General features: G+C 45.7%; 7 protein-coding genes. 3 read left to right on the plus strand and 4 right to left on the minus strand.

Features of this window, described 5'->3' with window-relative positions:
- Positions 1-93: 93 nt before the first annotated feature.
- Genes JGK39_RS14465 through JGK39_RS14475 form a run of 3 tightly spaced genes read right to left on the minus strand, consistent with a single transcriptional unit; the run spans position 94 to position 5494 of the window.
- Entirely contained in the window at positions 94-723 is a 630-nt protein-coding gene (locus JGK39_RS14465; protein ID WP_293296676.1) for an SMI1/KNR4 family protein, read from the minus strand.
- On the minus strand, positions 724-4080 hold the full coding sequence (locus tag JGK39_RS14470; protein ID WP_293296678.1) for an RHS repeat-associated core domain-containing protein: 3357 nt from the start codon (positions 4078-4080) through the stop codon (positions 724-726).
- 4 nt (positions 4081-4084) lie between these two features.
- On the minus strand, positions 4085-5494 hold the full coding sequence (locus JGK39_RS14475) for an ankyrin repeat domain-containing protein (protein WP_293254366.1): 1410 nt from the start codon (positions 5492-5494) through the stop codon (positions 4085-4087).
- Between the two features lie 50 nt (positions 5495-5544).
- On the opposite strand from JGK39_RS14475, the gene JGK39_RS14480 reads away from it, so the two are divergent.
- From JGK39_RS14480 to JGK39_RS14490, 3 genes are all read left to right on the plus strand, one after another.
- Complete coding sequence (locus JGK39_RS14480; protein WP_293254369.1) at positions 5545-5958, plus strand: hypothetical protein; 414 nt, start codon at positions 5545-5547, stop codon at positions 5956-5958.
- A gap of 243 nt (positions 5959-6201) precedes the next feature.
- A complete protein-coding gene (locus tag JGK39_RS14485; RefSeq protein WP_293254372.1) occupies positions 6202-6615 on the plus strand; it encodes a hypothetical protein in 414 nt (137 codons plus the stop codon).
- 413 nt (positions 6616-7028) lie between these two features.
- Positions 7029-7442, plus strand: coding sequence for a hypothetical protein (locus tag JGK39_RS14490; RefSeq protein ID WP_293254375.1), 414 nt, complete (start codon positions 7029-7031; stop codon positions 7440-7442).
- Positions 7443-7545: 103 nt separating this feature from the next.
- Here JGK39_RS14490 and JGK39_RS14495 read toward each other — a convergent pair whose 3' ends face one another.
- A complete protein-coding gene (locus tag JGK39_RS14495) occupies positions 7546-16500 on the minus strand; it encodes an FG-GAP-like repeat-containing protein (RefSeq protein WP_293254378.1) in 8955 nt (2984 codons plus the stop codon).
- Positions 16501-16885 lie beyond the last annotated feature (385 nt).

Here is a 16885-nt window from a genome sequence, read left to right on the forward strand (position 1 = left end):
TATTTAGATATCGAGCGGACATTTTATGGAAACAGTCATCTATCTCTTATTGGCACAAATAGCCGAAGTTGTCCTGTTGGAAAGATAAGAGTCCTATAGAGGAAATTCTGGAGCGTTGAATATTAATTGCTCCATCATTTCTGCAAATGAACGATATCGAAAGATACCGAAAGCTGTTGAAAAATTACAACACCAAGCTTCCCATTCGCCGGATTCTGAAAAAACAATTTGAGGATTGAGTAAAAAAACCACACCGTTCTCTTCATAACTAATCTGTAAGGCTGTTTGTAGATATTCTGGACGAAACTTTAAATCGTATTGAATCTCACTCCCGTAAACAAAATATTCTTTGTCTGTTACCGGTTCAGAAAAGATTTCTCGGATTTCATCTACAAAGTCTGGCGCGGTCAGAACATACCAGTCTACTTCTTCAGTTGGATAAAATTCAAAGTAAAAGCCATTGTTGGATGGAGAATGTAATCCATTAGAATTTGTGAGAAACTCTCGGTAAGAAGGCGGGAAAGTCACGCCCAAACGAGCTTCAGCAGCAGCAATTTGCTCTTCAGTGGCACCTGGACCGCCTAAATAACTTGATTCCCGAATTTCTGGAGGTAACTCTTCTTTTTCTGACTCACTGAGGCATTCTATTTGCTTGCGACTCCATTCTCGAATGCGGCTTTTACAGTCAAAATTCTCCATAGCTTGCAATTTTTGTATTTTCATTTAGATGGAAATCGGAGGATTTAAACATTTTCCTGGAAAAAGTAATTCATCTATTGGAGAACATGGTGCTGTGGGCGATGGTCCGCCAGGTCCAGAAGGTGCTCCACCCGAACCACGTCGCAGTTGCGGATACAGCCTTTCATAAATAGGGTCGCCAATAAAAATGGGTATATCAGTCGGATCGGTTTTCTTGAACTTATAATTGGTTACTTGTACTTTGAATTTACACCCATCTTTTAAACCAACTCTATCCTTCCACGCCCCAAACGATCCACCTACTGATTTGTTTTCTGAAGATGGATTTAGCTCAGCGTAAGCTCCAAAACCACCTTCATAACTCTTTGCATAAGGAAATTCATCCCAACTATAAAAGGTTTGTCGCTTCCCTCTGTCGTTCTCGTAACGACCATACTCATTAGACGAACCATAGCGTTTTTCCCAATACCTTAAGGATTGCGAACGACTGTGACCTGTTTTATAATACGTAAGAGTTTTCCAACTGGGGTTCAATCGGAGAGCAGCGCTTACCATTCGAGCATGATTCGGATATTGGTTTTCACTACCATCAATTTGCCAAACAGGAGTTGGTTTAGGGCATCCGCCACATTCCTCTTTATTTGGATTGGGTATCGAGCCTGGTAGGGGAGCCTCTTTGGGATTTGGCATTATCTTGAGCTGATATGGTCTTCCCTTTGAAGGGAGAGGGTTACCATCCTTTGGATAGAATTTTTTTGGATTTACTTCGGGAGGAATCTGTCTAGGAACTATTATATTCTGCGGTCCAGTTCCAGGCACAACTCTTGGCACAACTCTTGGCACAACTCTCGGCACAACTAACCTAAGTTGACCTGTTGGATCGGTAGCATTAGTCGGACTATTCCCCACATACCGATACAAATTAGCATCCCCACCCGCAAACCCAACAGTATCCTCACTAATAAACCTCCCCACCTGCGGGTCATAATACCTCGAATTATAATAATAATTCCCCGTCTCAGAATCCAACTCCCGCCCAGTAAAACCAAACCGGAAATTCACACTCGGATTAGTTTGACTCCTCACCTTCCCAAAACTATCATAACCAATCCGATTCAGAATCGCCCCATTAGAATCAACCAAATCCCGCACAGTACCCAAATTATCAGTCAGCGGCCACAACACACCACCGCCAACACCTTCATCAGCCAAAATCTCGTCAGTTTTAACCCCATACAAATAACGGTGCGTTTGATTTCCACCCCCATCAAAAGTCAAAGCAATATGCTGTCCGTCATAAACCAAACGCTCGAATTGAGACACTCCACTTCCCGCACCATCCGCATCAACCTCCTTAACAATGCGGCGATTCAAACCATCATAACTATACTTAGCCGACTTAATTACAGAACCGCCACCATTCTTACCAACAACCTGAGTTAAGCGGTTCCGATAATCCCAACTGTACTCAGTCACCTCACCAGTCACAATATCAGTCCGCTTCGTGAGATTCCCCTCACCATCGTACTGATAATTATAAACACCATCAGACTGCAACTGATTATTATTTCCAGTCAGATAACTAGAACTATTCCGAGTCCCATTATCATCATAACTGTAACTCTCATCACTCCCAGAACTGTAATCTGCTCCAGTCAACTGGTCTCGCTTATCGTAACTGTAACTAATGTTTCCCGACGGCGAATTAAATCCAGTTACCCGATTGGCAAAATCGTAAGTCCAAGCATAATTAGCTAAGATTGTATTCCCCTTAGCGTGACTCAACTGAGTTAAACGACCACCACGGTCATAAGCATACTCACTTTTTGCCACCAAACCAGTCCCTGACAAATCGCTGTAACGAGTCACATCCTTAACTTGACCCGCAGCATCGTAACCCATATCCACCCGCTTAGAACTTACTCCATTTCCGCTTTGAGTAATTCGAGTCACCCGATTCGCATCATCGTAAGTAAAAGACTTCGTTCCCCGCAACTGACCGTTAATTGTATCCGTCACAGAAATCGGATTGTTAACATTATTGTAGGTGTACTTCAACAAAACATTTGGCACATTGGGAGTTCCCGCATTATCAACAGTCTCCAAATTGCCAGCCAAATCGTAAGTCAAAGCATAACTTGCATCCGGGTCGTTAATATTTTTAAGTTGACCTGCGGCATCGTAAGTATTGCTAATCGTGCGAATCGGAGTGTTAGCTGAATTCAGCCACTGTTCCTCTTTGGGACGGTTAAGTTGGTCGTAAACAAACTTGCGAGTGCGGTTATTGCCGTCTTTTGCAGTTAGTAAATTACCTACAGAATCGTAAGTGTAGCTGCGAGTGCGGTTCAGAGGTAGATTTGTCTCAGTTTTACGGCGATTTAATTCATCGTAGGTGAAACTCGTTTTGTTATTTAAGGGGTCAGTAACTGAAGCAATGTTGCCGACATTATCGTAAGTGGTAGTTGTAATTTTATTGAGAGCATCAGTAGCTGTAGTTTGACGGTTTAAAGCATCGTAACCGTAGCGAGTGGTATTGCCCAAACCGTCAGTGACAGCACTAACATTGCCGTTAGCATCGTATTCTGTAGAAACTGTGTTACCTACGGGGTCTACAACCGAAGTAGTTCGGTCTTTTTTATCGTAAGTATATTTGGTTTGTTCTCCCAATTCGTTAGTGAATGTGAGGAGGTTGCTGTTGGCGTCGTAGGTAGATTTTGTGGTGTGATTGAGGGCGTCAGTGGTGCCATTTTGGCGATTTAGACCGTCGTAGGTGTATTCTATGGAGTGGTTGAGAGCATCGGTAATTTTGGTTTTATTGCCTGCTTTGTCGTAGGTGTAGGTAGTAGTATTGAGTTTGGGGTCTGTGACGGTTTTTTGGCGCTTTAAAGAATCGTAGGTAAAGGAAGTTTTACGCAGGAGAGGGTCGGTAACTGCTTTGAGATTGCCAGTGGGAGTATATTCAAAGTTGCTGACTCCATTTAAAGCATCAGTGATTTTGGTTTGACGATTCCTGGCATCATAAACATACTGAGTCTTGTTATTATTCCCATCAATTTCAGCAGTAACATTCCCAACCTTATCGTACTCAGTCTTGCTCGTACTGGCAACAGTCGATGTTGCTCCCTCAATTACAGTATTTCGTCTTCCCAACTCATCATACTTGTACTCAGTTCGGCTACTATTCGCATCAACTTGAGCCTTTAATTGATTAGCAGCATCGTACTCAAAACGAGTAATTTTTCCAGTAGCATCAACCTCCCGAATTAACCGACCCCGCGCATCATAAACCTTATTTGTCCGATGCCCTTTGGCATCAACATTCGCCGTCTGATTATTATCCGCATCGTACCGCATTTTCTCCACAGTACCATCAGGATTCACCGTCTCAAGGATGAGTTGTTTCTTGAAGAAGCTTTAAGCATTCAGTACCTTGCTGAAGTGCCTGCTTGGAAATTACCTCACAGCAAAAATTGGAATTTGGTGATTCCTTATCGATACCAACCATAGTTTCACAGTATTTTTTAGCATGGTCAATTGCTGTCATACCTTGTTTGTCGGCTATTGTTGAATTAGCTCCCGCCATTAATAGAGTACGGACGCACTCGATCGCCCCTTGAGATGCGGCAAGCATTAAAGGTGTCATCCCGTCTGCTGCTGCTAAGTCCTGTTCAGCTCCATGTTTGAGAAGGGTGCGGATTGCGGTCACGTTACAACCATCACCAAAAGCTGCTTCGTGCACTGGTGTATTGCCCTCAACATCGGGCGTGTTAACACCGATACCAACCCTAACCAACAAATCAATGAGACGAACAACAGATTGAGAGTCATGCTGTGCATCTTGGCTGTCCGCCCCCCAACAAACTGCGTGCAGTGGAGTTTTTCCTTCACTTTGTTGAGCATGGGGATTGACATCGCAGTTAAGCAGAAATTCTACAGCATCGGTTGCAAGGAAGAAAGCAACAGAATATAGCCTTGTATTGCCGTATTCATCGCGACGTTCGATATCCGCACCTGCATCAAGCAAGATGCGAGCAACTTCAAAGCGTTCCGAACCGCGATCGCTATCTTTAAGTATTTCTTGTAAAGCATCTTCTCCATAATTATTTGTGATGTGAATATCGGTGCCAGCATCAATCAGTACCAACGCTACTTCTGGGCTTCCCGAATACATAAGAGCGATACTGTTACAGTCGTCTTTAGTATTTGGATTGGCTCCAACTTCTAAGATTAAGCGAACACAATCGGCTGAACCAGATTCAGCCGCGCAAAAAAGCGGAATTTGGTAGGAACTCTGCGGTTCGGCAGATTCAGATTGTGGCGCAGCAGTTGCTCCCCGCTGTAACAGCAGCGAGACACAAGCTCGATCGCCCACCCCACAAGCCTCACTTAGTAGCGATCGTCCATTATCACTACATTCATTGGGATCTAAACCTTGGTTTAAAAGATACTCCAGCCGATCGACGCGATCGTGCATAACAGGACATTTGTGAGACTCCAACCATCCACCCTTACCTGCTGCGTACCAAGCAGCAGTAGTACCCCCTTGCGATCGGGCCCAGATATCTGCACCGTGTTCGATCAACCAGTGCAAAGTTTCGATTGTTGCACCATCGCAAGAGCTAGCCGCCACCATGAGCGGTGTGAGTTGGCGGAAAAATGAACCGCTATTGGTTGCTATATCGGCGCGAGAATTGATATTTGCTCCCCGAGCTATTAGTTGTTTTAGTTCCGCAAGATTGCCAAGGCGGGCGGCACGATGTAATGGAGGTTCGTAGATTGAATTTTGCTGTGTCATATTGGTATCATAAAATGTTTCTCGCAGTCTCCTGCGTAACAAAATTCTGTATGAGTCGCCAGTTCTTTCACATCATTCTGATTACCGCAATCTTTTTTATTTCTGCGTGTGACACAGTAAACTCTCGCTATCCTACAGCCATTGAAGCTCGTAAGGGTAAAGAATTTAAGCTTGGGCATTTGCCAAAGATACTTCCAGATTCAGCATTTGATATTAATGAGTCTTATGACCTTGACCTCAACATAGGTAGTGGCTCCTTTCGATTTGCTGCCCGTGATTCTGAATCTTTCCGTGCGCGCCTCAAGTGGGATCCTTTGTCTACGGCACAAGGTCTTGATGAGGAACTCGCTAAGCTTCAGCGTAATGGCTATATTTTCTACACCTTTGAACATTTCTCGATCTCTGTCAACTGGAAGACTTATCATGCTCTGTTTTGGCATCCTTTCCCCGCTGACAATTCCTGAATACCGCATTTTCTCCACATAACAATCTGGGCTGAGTTTGAGAAGGGTGTGGATTGCGGTCGCATTGCAACCATCTTCAAAAGCTCCTTCGTACATTAGTCCGTTGTTCAATAGCTTCAGACTGCGATTAAGGTACTCCAGCCGATGAACGCGATCGTGATAAACTTTAATCGGGTAAATTTAGATTTGTCATATTAGTATCATAAAATGTTTATCACAGTCTCCTGCGTAACAAAAGTCTGTATGAGTCGCCAATTTTTTCACATCATTCTGATTACCGCAATTTTTTTTCTTTCTGCGTGTGACACAATAAACTCTCACTATCCTACAGTGGCTGACGTTCGTAAAACCGAAAAATTTAAGCGTCAGCGACTGCCAAAAATACTTCCAGATTCAGCATTTGATATTACCGAGTCTTACAACTACGATCTCAACATAAGCAGTGGCTCCTTTAGATTTGCTGCTAGTGACTCTGAGTCTTTCCGCGCGAACCTCAAGTGGGACCCTTTGTCTACAGCACAAGGTCTTGATGAGGAATTCGCTAAACTTCAGCGTAATGGCTATATTTTCTACACCTTTGAACATTTCTCGATCGCTGTAAACTGGCAGACTTACCGTGCCCAGTTTTGGCATCCCTTCCCCACTGATAATTCTTGAAGACCGCATTTTCTCCACATAACGGTCAGGGCTGAGTTTGAGAAGGGTGCGGATTGCGGTCGCATTGCAACCATCTTCAAAAGCTCCTTCGTACATTAGACCTCTTGCAAAATAATTTTGTGCTATTATAGAAGGTTTAGACAATTTTATAATCTAGCAGGCTGAACAAGTTTAAGGAGATGCCAATCAACCCCATAATTCAAAGTTTGACCTAAACTTGAGCCAACTTTTAAGAATAACATATGTTTTTTTTGCAAGAGGTCTATTAGTCCGTTGTTCGGTAGCTTCAGACTGCGATTAAGGTACTCCAGCCGATTAACACGATCGTGATGGACTTTAATCGGGTAAATTTAGATTTGTCATATTGGTATCATAAAATGTTTCTCGCAGTCTCCTGTATAACGAAATTCTGTATGAGTCGTCAGTTCTTTCACATCATTCTGATTACCGCAATTTTTTTTCTTTCTGCGTGTGACACAATAAACTCTCACTATCCCACAATCGCCGACGTTCGTAAAAGTGATGAATTTAAGCGTCAGCGACTGCCAAAAATACTCCCAGATTCAGCATTTGATATTACTGAGTCTTACGATCTTGACCTCAACATGGGTAGTGGTTCCTTTCGATTTGCTGCTCGTGATTCTGACTCTTTCCGTACCCACCTCAAGTGGCATCCGTTGTCTACGGCACAGGGTCTTGGTGAGGAGCGCACTAAGCTTCAGCGTAATGGCTACATTTTCTACACTTTTGAAAAGTTTTTGATCGCAGTAAACTGGCAGACTTACCATGCCCAATTTTGGCATCCCTTCCCCACTGATAATTCTTGAAGTAAGTTCTAGAATGTTTGCCAATTCAAGCTTTTAGGATTCGCTATTGTTTCGCCAAACATTTGAACTGCCATCGGAGTTCTTATTTGCAAGCTTGTAAGCCTTAATATTGGGCTGGTAAATTGGCTTGCCGGAAAGGTTGACAAATTGTTTTACACGAGCCACTAGGGTTATTCCTACCTCCCATACGTCCATGAAGATTGGCAGATAAATCTTGATTACAATCTCTTAGAAAAAATACAAATGGTTCAACTCCTTTACGATCTTCAGCCGTAGGATGTCTCCTGAGGAGAAGATTTTTGAAGAAGTCAGTATTTTCTCTGGCATTACTTATGAATTTGGCTGCAAATTCACCTTCTGGACCCAATTGAGCTGCTTCACAGTTAGCCTTACAGTGAAAATATTTATCACCTCCTACTCGTTTCATATCCTGGAAATTTCGGATGAAAATACCCAAAGCAGCTCGTCCTTGAGCACCTGTTAATGTAAAATCTACACCTGACCCTATACTCGGCATAACAGGAGATAATTGTAGCCCTGTCGGGTCTGTCGCATTCACAGGCGAATTTCCAACATACCTATAGAGATTTTTATCTCCTGCTGCAAAACTAATCGGATCTTCACCGATAAACCTCCCACTGAATCCATCATAATACCTGGCCCGATAAAAGTAATCCCCCGTCTCCTCATCAAACTCTCTCCCCGTAAACAAATAGCGACTATCAACAGCAAAATTCGTCTGGGCAACAACCTGACCAAACGAATCATAAGTAAGATGATTCACCACTTGCCCGCTATTATTCACCAAATCCCGAACCGTACCCAAATGGTCAGTTAAATGCCAAGTTACATTACCCTGAGCACTTTCCTGTGCCAACACTTGGTCAATACCTGCACCGTGCAAATATCGTTTATCCAAAATAGGTTGCCCGCTACCCACACCATCAGCATCCACAAAATCTAACAAAACATTATCACCATCGTACACAAAATTTGTCACCGCACCATTCGCACTCTTAGCAATGCGGCGATTCATAGCATCATAAGTAAACTCCACCCGCTGAGTTTGAACGTTAGATGCGTTTTTATCTACTACAGAAACCAAACGATTCCGGTAATCCCAATTGTACTCGCGTACCTTACTACTTGAAATCTCCGTCCTCTTAATCAAATTCCCTTCATCATCATAACTGTAATTGTAAGTTCCATCCGATTGCAAGCGGTTATTTGCACCTGTTTGATAACTCGAACTGGTGCGAGAACTGGTGCGATTGCCATTATTATCGTAACTGTACGACTCATCAGGATTATTGGTATTAGTGTGGTCAGCAGCAATTAACTGGTTGCGTTTATCATAAATGTAATCTGTCCGGCCATCAACATCGGTAATTTTGTTAATTAAGCTGGCTCGATCGTAGTTAAAGCCAAAAGATGAAACAGTATTGTTGGCAGAGTTGCGGTAGGTCAAATTTGCCAGTCGATTCAGACCGTCATAAGTATAGTTACTGCCAACTACCAATTGAGTACCATTGTTGTCAGCATAACGGTCGATCGAGGAAAACTGACCCAGTTTATTGTAAGTAAAATCCACCCGTTTATTACTGACTCCTGTTCCGCTTTGATTAATCCGAGTCATGCGATTGCGAGGGTCGTAAGTGTAATCATTCGTACCCGCAAGTTGACCGTTAATTGTATCAGTCATTAAATCGACATTGCCAACTTTGTCATAGGTATAGTTCAGCAGCACTTTTGGAGCATTGGGAGTGCCAGTATTGTCTGCTGTTTTGGGACGATTCCGACTGTCATAAGTCATCGTCAAGTTACTAAACTTATCCTTGACAGATGTCGGGTTATCTGCTCGATCGTAGCTGTAGTTAATTACTTGGTCAGTTCCCACCCAAGTTTCGGTTTTCAAGCGGGAAAGGTCATCGTATTTAAACTGAGTAACGCGGTTATTGCGATCGGTTTTTTCGGTCAATTCATCGGCCGCATTATACGTGTACCTTTTAATTTTGCCCAGCGGATTGACTTCTCGAATTAAGCGAGAACGAGCATCGTAGACGAAGTTAGTTCGATTGTTAAGCGGGTCGATAACTGAAACCAAATTGCCATCCGCATCATAGCGCATCTTCTCCACAGTACCGTCAGGATTCACCGTCTCAACCAACCGATTCCGACTGTCATACCGATACTCAGTCCTCCGAAGCAACGGGTCAAGCATCCACACCTGATTCCCATTCTTATCGTAACCGTAACTCGTCACCGGAGATGTCAGCGGCCCGCTACCATCCGGGTCAGGTGCAATCTGTTTTACCAGATGATTCATCACATCATACTGAGACTCAGTTCGGTTCCCTTTCTCATCAATAACCGCCGTCTGATTCCCATCACCATCATACTCAAAAGTTTGTGATGCCTCATCTGCCGTTCCCTTCGCAAAAGTAGTCTTTTTCAAGAGATTCATCGCATCGTACTCGGACTCAGTGCGGATGTTATTTTCATCAATTACTGCCGACTGATTCCCAGCAGCATCGTATTCAAATTGCTGCACTGCTTCGTCGGGAGTGCCTTTAGCAACAGTGATTTTAATTAACTGGTCTTGAGGGTTATAATCGTAATCTGTCACCCGTCCATTGGGGTCAGTTTCAGTGTCGATTTGATTCTTGTTGGTGTAGGTATAGCTAGTAACCACATCATCGGTGCCGCCAACAGCGCCTACTACTTGCGTCATCTTTCTGCGATTCCCAGTAATCGGGTCAATTTCGTAAAGAGTTTGGCGGCCTAATTCGTCAGTTTCACTCGTTACTTGATTGAACACTGGGTCGTAAGTATAACTGCGCTTACCAGTACCACTTACCTGTTGGTTTCTCCCAGTATTATTCAGACTGACAGAAACACCGTAATAGTAATAATCGCTACTCAAGACCATATCCAAGTAGCCATCTGAGTCAAGGTCTTCTAATCCCACAAATTGTTTGTAGTTGGGGTAATCAAGCCGATTATCAGTTGGGCTTGCTAACATACCGCTACCATTATTTAACATGACACTCTCTAAGCCGTAACCGTTGCCGGAAACAACCACATCTAAATCGCCATCTAAATCCAAATCTCCTATAGCTACAGATGTAGGATTAATACTAGATCTCAGTGGGTAATTAATTGCCAGAGCGAAAGAACCATTGCTATTACCCAATAATACAGATGCCACGGATACATATCCGTTTCCACTATCCCAACCAGCCGTAACGATATCGTTTCTACCATCTTTATTGAGGTCTCCTACAGCTACACTCCTCGCTCCATAAACAACCGTGTAATTACTTTGAGGAGCAAAAGTGCCATTACCATTACCCAACAATACTGACACCCTGCCAGTGGAAGAAGTAGTCCCATAGGGACTTGCAGTAATAATATCTAAGTTGCCATCCTTATTTAAATCCTTCAAGATTACAGATTCTGGCGCCAAACTTAGCGGTATATCTGTTCGGGAAAAAGAGCCGGTGCTATTGCCCAAAAGCACTGATATATTGCTGCTATAGTTATTTGCCGTAACGAGATCATTCCTGCCATCCTTATTGATATCTCCTACAGCTACGGATACTGCTCCATAACCTACCGCATAATTAGTTTGAGGAGCAAAATTACCAGTGCCATCGCCCAGTAATACTGATACTGTACCGCTAGAGGAATTTATCCCCCCATAAGGACTGGTAGTAACAATATCGTTTTTGCCGTCGTTATTTACATCCCCTACAGCTACAGACTTGGGATTGTTTCCTACAGAAAAATCTTTTTTTGGAGCAAAAGTACCGTCGCCATTACCAGGTAGCACTGATACATTATTACTATAATCATTGGCAGTAACAATATCAAAATTTCCATCGTCATTGACATCTTTGATTGTTGCTGCATTATTATATGACCCAGTTTGATAGTAAGTCTTAGTACCAAACAACTGACCGTTGTTAATTGGGGGTGTTTGAGGTGTTCCAGAAAGGGAATCAGAAATGCTTTTCACATTCCCTTTAGCATCGTACTCGTAAGAAGTAGTATTACCCCGCGCGTCAGTTCTTTTCGTCACCAACAAATTCTGATTTCGCTCAAAAGTAGGTTTCAATCCTCCACCATCTTTTGCAGAAACAACTTGCCCAGTTTGGTCGAGAACCTGAGTAACTACCCCACCGCTACCGTCAGCATAACTCGCTTCTACTGCACCTAAAGGCTTAGCTACAGGCGCATTCAAAGGATTAGTTGTATCCTGTTCCCGATAAAGTCCTTGTACCTGTACCGGTGCCACCTGCAACTGCGAACCGTCCTTGCGAATTCCTCCCGTCGCCCTACCCGCAAAATCGTATAATGTTTGTTCGGAAAATCCCCGTTTGTCTATCTCTTTGGTGATGTGACGCTGCGCGTCGTAGCTAAACGTCCGCGCTTTGGTATCCGGGTCAATAATCTTTTGCAGGTTGCCCGCAGCATCATATTCTAACTTTGTCAACCGTCCTGCTGGGTCTTCTATTTGACTGACTTTGCCATTGGCATAGGTCAACTTGGTAATCAACCCAGCTACGTCGATGATTTGGGACAACTCACCTGATGAATTGTAAATATACTTGGTTTCGTTGCCGTTAGCTTCTTTGACTGAAACCAGGCGTTTGCCGGTATTGAAACTGTAAACTGTTTTGTCATTTAACGTGCGGCGATATGTGCCGTCTGTTAGTTTCTCGAATTTGGAGAAATCCCCGGGAGGAGATACGTATCCTGCTGCTGATGTGGATTTGTCGAATACCAATTCGCTGCCGTCTCCGTCAATCAGCAATAGTGAAGAGTCGGAATTTTCTACTAATTCCTGCCATCCAGCTATTCCCCAACCGCTACCGAAAGGACTGTTGATTGTATTGACTGAAATCAACTTATCCTTCGTATCGGTTGATGAACCGGCAAATATACTGCCAGTAAATCGGCGGATGCCGCTGTTAATAGTATAGTCGTACTGACCGGAAGGCAAGGCACTCATATCGACTTGCAATGCCGCGTCAATTGAACCTCCATTCGAGGGCATTGACCAGAAGTGTTCGCCTCCTGTTAAACCGTATTGGTTGCCGGAATATCCGGGTATTTGATATTTGAATTTTGCTGCGTCTACGGTGAGTTTGGCAACTAGCTTTTGTGCTGTATCGGCGGGCGCGTTATTGTAGCCGAAGTGGACTATTGGTCTGGGGTCTGCCCTGAGAGAATCGTAGGTTAGGGTTAAACTGCGGCTTTCTCCCATCGATTGATAGGGTACGAGGTTGTGGGTTTCGATTACTGCCCCGGAGTGCATTTCTACTTCGGAAGTCAAATCGCCTTTTGCTTTGCATTCGTTGCACTTATCTTTGGGGTTGCGGGGGTTTTGACCCGGATTTTTGGGCGAAGGTGGGGGCGGCGCGAAGAAGTGCCAACTGCTGTTGCGGATGCCTCCTGAAACCGTTTCGATGGTGGTGCCGTCGGCGGTGACTTTTCCCACTCCTACGTTGTCGAAGAAGCCTGTGGTGGGGTTAATTGACCACAAGTCCATCGTCGTACCGGGTGCGTATCCGGCGCGGTTGGGCAACGAGAGGGGTGCCGGAGTAGTAAACACCATGTCTCCGGGCTGGATGGTGACTACCAAGTCGGTGTGCAGGTTGGGCGGCAGGGCGGCGGGGGTTAATTCTGTGGGGACTTGGGTGATGCTGAGGTTTTCGGTGTAGGGGTTGCCTTCGGTGTCTTTGATGGTACCTGCTTTGACGAATACGGAGGCTTTGGGTATGGCTGCTGTGGTGACGGTGCTGTCGGCTGCTGGGTTGATGATTTTGCCGTTGGCGGTGTCGATGGGGGGTAGGTATATCGGACGGGAGATAATATTGTTAACGTTGGGGTAAACTTCGTGTTCCAGTAATAGGGGCAGTTTTTCGGCAATGTAGGGATAGTTGTCTTCGCCGGTAATGCCGTCGCCGTAAATTTGCAGGGTGTCTGGCGGCACTATGTCGGGCAGTCCCACTGCTGCCAAACCGGGGAATTCCACTCGCACAATTTCAAAGGAACCGTCGGCAGCAGTTACTGTCGGCAATTCGCCGAGTTTTATTAATACACCTGCTAAAGGTTGTTGGTTGGTGTTTTGGATGACTCCTGAAATCCGGGTGCGGCCGGGAGTGGAAGGGGTAACGTTAACTGTAACTGGTCTAGTAGTTTCCAAAACTCCGTCGCTGGCGACTAATGTAAAGTTGTAAGTGCCGATTTCAGTAGGAGTGGGAGAAATTTCTAAGATGCCGTTACCGGAGATTTTGCCTGTAGGTAAGGCAGTTTCCGATTTGATGGCAAAACTTACAGCATCGCCGTCGGAGTCAGTGGCGGTGAGGGGCAGTTTGAAAGTCTCTCCAACTTTAACGTTGATGGTTTGAATTGCGGGCAGGCTTGGCGCTTGATTTGCCCCGCCGGCAATGGCGGTAGCGGTGAGGGAAAATTTCTGAAAGTTGGGGTTGTTGATGGTGATTTCTACGGAGTCTGAAATCGCCCCGGCATCCAATCCGCCGGCGGGAATTGCGCCGCGCAAATTGATGTAGGGTTTGCCGCTGCTGTCGGTACCGCTGGGATTTTGCAGGGTTACTCCGGCTGGCAAATTCGGGAAAACTACTGCTATGTTGCGCGAGACGGGGTTGCCTGTGTTTTGTACCCGTACTGATGCTTTGTAGTTGCCGGTGGCGGAGTCGAACTGTACCTGAGAGAAGTTTACTTTTAAATCGGAGGCTGCTGTCAGGTTGCTGGTATTGAGGCTGCCGCCAGCAGCAACTTTGTTCTGCGCTGCAACAAAAACCGGGCTGGCGGTACCTTCTTCATCGACGGTGTTGGTGAGGTTTTTGATTTCTACGGTACTGCCGGTATCGGTGTCGCTGTCGGTTAACTTAAACAGCAGATTGCCGCTGCTGCTGTTTGTCACACCAGTTAAATCGATTTCTACTATGTCGCCACTGTACCGCACTCGTCCGGGTGCGAATTCGGCTTTGCCACCAGCTAGGGAAAATAGCGGTGTTCCGGGGCTGCCTCCATCCAGTAGGGTTTGGTTGGGGTTGTTTGGGGATACTAGGTAAATCTGGAATAGGTCTTCTATTGCTGATGTTGTATCTGTTTTGTCGAAGTCGGCTTTGAGTTGGAAGCGCAGGGTGCGGCTGCCTTTGGCTTGCCCCAACTGTACTGGCAGTATGGCTTGGACGAGTTTGCTGTTGCGTTCGGCCAGGAGTACGGTGTTTGTCGATGCTGCCGCCCAGCCGGTACTGCCATTGGGGGTAACGGTGAAGTTGCTGGCGACGGAGAAGTTGGCAGTCTGGGATGTTTGGTTGCCGGCGGTATCTGTTGCTGTAATGGCAGCGGTGTGGCTGCCGGTGGCTAGCGGCGAGTTGGGAGGCAAGGAGTCGAATTTGCCATCGGTTCCAGGAGTCAAAGTGTTGGGGCTGCTGCCATCGAGGGAGGATTGCAGGTTGGACAGATTTGTCCCGGTGTCGGCTGCGGTGCCGATGAGTCGGACGGTACTGCTGTGGTTGCCTCCGGGAATTGGTGTCACCAGGGCGGTTTGGGGTGCGGCGGTGTCGAGGGTAAAGTTGAGGTTGAAGGTGCTGGATGTGTTGCCGGCGGTGTCGGCGGCAATCAAGCGCAGTGTGTAGTTGCCGTCTCTGAGGGGGTTGCGGCGGATGGTTTCGAGTTGAGCCCTGCTGAGGGTGAAGCTGCCGCTGCTGTTGAGGAGGGAGGTGATGTTGGTGAATTCGGCTGTGGGGGTGTCGTCGAAGCCGGCGCGGAAGCTGGCGATGCTGCTGGTGTCGGTGACAGTACCTGCGATCGCTGGGTTGTTTGTGATACGATCGCCATTAGATATTCCTGTATCGTTAGTTAAGGTGGCGGAAATTGCAGGCGCTGTTGTATCGCTGGAAACTAAGCTGTTAGCGTAGGTAATAATTTGCTGTCCCAGAGGAGTGGTGCGCCATTCCTTGGCTGGGTTGATAACGCTAGTGATAGGGGTGGCGTTGCCACTGGCACCGATAAAGCTGAAGATTAAGTCGTTGTAGTCTCCGTCTGCTTGGTTTGGCGGTACGTCTTCAACTGCTACGGTGTTGCCTGTTCCTGTAACATCTGCGATCGGCATTTGGTACTTGCTGTTTGCAGAATTAGCTGGCACGATCGAGAACATGGGCCGGTGTTCGGGGAATAAATCCCACAGCCACTGGTTGTTGTAGGATATTTGTACCGTGCCGTTGGGAATCAGCATGACTCCAAAAGTATCCCCCGGTGTCATGGTGAAGGTTTTGGCACCGGTGTAGGGCCCCGAGCCCCAATTGTATTCCCCCGGCATCGAACCGCTAAATTTTGCGCCTTCGGTAGAGTCGCGGAGGACGATGTGGCCTAAAGTTGAACTTGTAAGAGCCCTGCGGGATGCTTCAAAAATGAAGGCATCCGTACCGGGAACTAAAGCGGACATCCCGGTGAGGCTGAAAATAGCCAGTTCGCCTTGGTAGTAGCCGCCGTCAAACAGGTAGTCCAGGCTGACTTGTCCGCTGGCGCCGACTTGGAAAACTCCGACTGGTAAAGTGCTGTTTTTTGCCTGCCTTTCGGGGGCGGATGTATCGGGAATAGGGCTGTCGGCGATGCTGTTTTTTGCCTGCCTTTCAGGAGTAGATGGGTGGGAAATTTGGCTGGCGGCGATGCTGTCCGTTGGTGTTTCTAATTTTTTGCCAGTTAAGATGTCGCCGTCGGTGAGGATGCTGTTGCTTGCAGGGGCTGGGGGCGCGATATTGGAGACTGCATTCAAAAGTTGCAGTTGCGTTAAGAATTGTTCAAAAATCTTGCCAGATTCAAATTTTTGCGATTCTAAAACGCCGGCAGTGGCTGTTGGCGAAATTGGGACGGGAATGCTGCTGGAAGTGCCGGCAATGCTGTTTGAATTGAGGGTTGAATTTAGGAAATTTCCTGACGTTAAGAAACTGGATGCCGTCGATCGCGAATCAATGGCAAATGGCTCGTTCAAAGGCAGCAAAACGTCTGGAAAGTTATTCATATCTCCTCTCAGCCTTGTGGCAGTACACCTGGATAACAGACAATTGGATATTTAATTTGCATCAATTTTGCAAGCAAACCAGCGCGACTCTAAGAAATGGGTTTTGAGTTTTACCCACTTTCGATCGGCAGCGGGCGATCGCGATCGCATCCAACTTTTTCTCATCTCTTCGAGACTGTGAACCCTCTCCACGCAAAACTTTGCCATCCCAAAACAGCGGATCTAGCGTGATTGATTCGTTCGATTGGATTTTTCTGTTGCCAATTCTCTCACGCTTCAATCGAATATTGTTCGATCGAACAGTAACGTTTAATTAATCCATGTTTAAGTATTTGTAAAGTTATATATATATATATATTAAGATTTGTGTCGAGCATTGCTAGAA

It is taken from the genome of Microcoleus sp. PH2017_12_PCY_D_A, from assembly GCF_020738565.1.
Taxonomy (GTDB): domain Bacteria; phylum Cyanobacteriota; class Cyanobacteriia; order Cyanobacteriales; family Microcoleaceae; genus Microcoleus.